The organism is Pedobacter sp. 10L46_2 (genome assembly GCF_056395165.1).
In genome coordinates this window covers 1-1,671 of record NZ_JBFTIZ010000495.1, presented here as the reverse complement: position 1 = coordinate 1,671, position 1,671 = coordinate 1, and the positions used below count along the sequence as shown (strand labels likewise).

Genomic DNA, 1,671 nt, shown 5'->3' with positions numbered 1-1,671 from the left:
ATATTGAACCTGGTCTGGAATTATGGTACTCAACCGGATGTTAATTAAAAGTTAATATTTGTGTGCTGTAAAATTTAATTTAATCATCTTCACGCAGAAATCCAGCCTGTCTAAGCTTCCGTTTACTTTAAATTATTAATGAATAAATTATTTTAGATTGTGATTATTGTGTTACGTTATTTTAATTGTCTATTTATCAGTTGTTTAAAACAAAGTATTAATTTTATTACAAAGTAATATATAAATGTTATAACTTTATTAATGCTATATCGATTTTCCTTTATACTCACAAGAATATGTTAGTGTAAGTTAACTTTGTTAAGCAGAAAACCAAACTAACCAAATTAGAACCATGTGTAATTGTATGAAATTTTATGTGCCTTTGGCATGTTCAGGCATTTTGTGGTGCACTTTGATCACGAAAGTATGAAGAGACTTTACTATCCAATTATTTTTATTTTAATGTTTTCGGCTTGTAAGCAATCCACAAAAGATGCAGCAAATGCAGTCGCCGAAAATCCTTTGTTTAAATTGTTGGATTCTGCACAAACCAATATTCTTTTTGCAAATAATATCAAAGAAACCTTCGAACGAAATGTTTTTAACTACCCGGCTTTCTATAATGGCTCTGGTGTTTCTATAGGAGATTTAAATAATGATGGACTGGAGGATATCTATTTTTCCGGTAACATGACATCGAATAAACTCTACCTGAACAGGGGTAATATGAAGTTTGAGGATGTGACAGCTATCGCTGACGTTACAGGTAGAACAGAGGGATGGAAAAATGGAGTCAATATGGCCGATGTTAATGGCGACGGGTTGTTGGACATCTATATATGTTATTCAGGTAAATATCCTGGCGAGAACAGAAAAAATCAACTGTTTATTAATAAAGGGCTAACAGAAAAGGGCATTCCTCAATTTAAAGAAGAGGCCGAAATCTACGGAGTGGCAGATTCTTCTTACAGTACACAATCCTATTTTTTTGATTACGATAAAGATGGGGATCTTGACATGTTACTGGTAAATGAGAACATTAGGGTACTTACCGAGCTTGATGATATTACTATTCAGGAACTTCAAAAAACTCCAGATAGCTTGTCTGGAACCAAATTGTTTAGAAACGAAGGAGGGCATTTTAAAGATGTTACCCTTAAGGCAGGCTTACATAGTTCAGTATTGTCATATGGATTGGCCGCGGCTACCTCGGACGTAAATGGAGATGGATGGCCAGACATATATGTTTCAAACGACTATTCTATACAAGATCGTTTATATATCAACAATAGAGATGGGACATTCACTGATCAATTGACGTCAAATCTTCGGCATATTTCTATGTATTCAATGGGCAATAATGTTGTGGACATAAATAATGATGGGTTAATGGATATATATACCCTTGATATGATTCCCGAAGATAATCATCGCCAAAAACTGCTCCAGGGATTTGATAACTATGAGTTTTTCGATCTGAATTTACGCAATGGCTTGTATTATCAATATATGCGCAATATGCTTCATATAAACAATGGTAACGGAACATTTAGCGAGGTAGGCCAACTGGCAGGTGTTTCCAATACTGACTGGAGCTGGGCACCTTTATTTGCCGACTTTGATAATGATGGCTGGAAGGATCTTTTTGTAACCAATGGGTATCTTCATGAT

General features: G+C 34.8%; 1 protein-coding gene. It reads left to right on the top strand.

Going from position 1 to position 1,671, the window contains the following annotated elements:
• Positions 1 to 426 precede the first annotated feature (426 nt).
• Positions 427 to 1,671 (top strand): FG-GAP repeat domain-containing protein (locus tag AC1DDX_RS27200; RefSeq protein ID WP_477623006.1); only part of this gene is annotated, 1,245 nt, incomplete at its 3' end.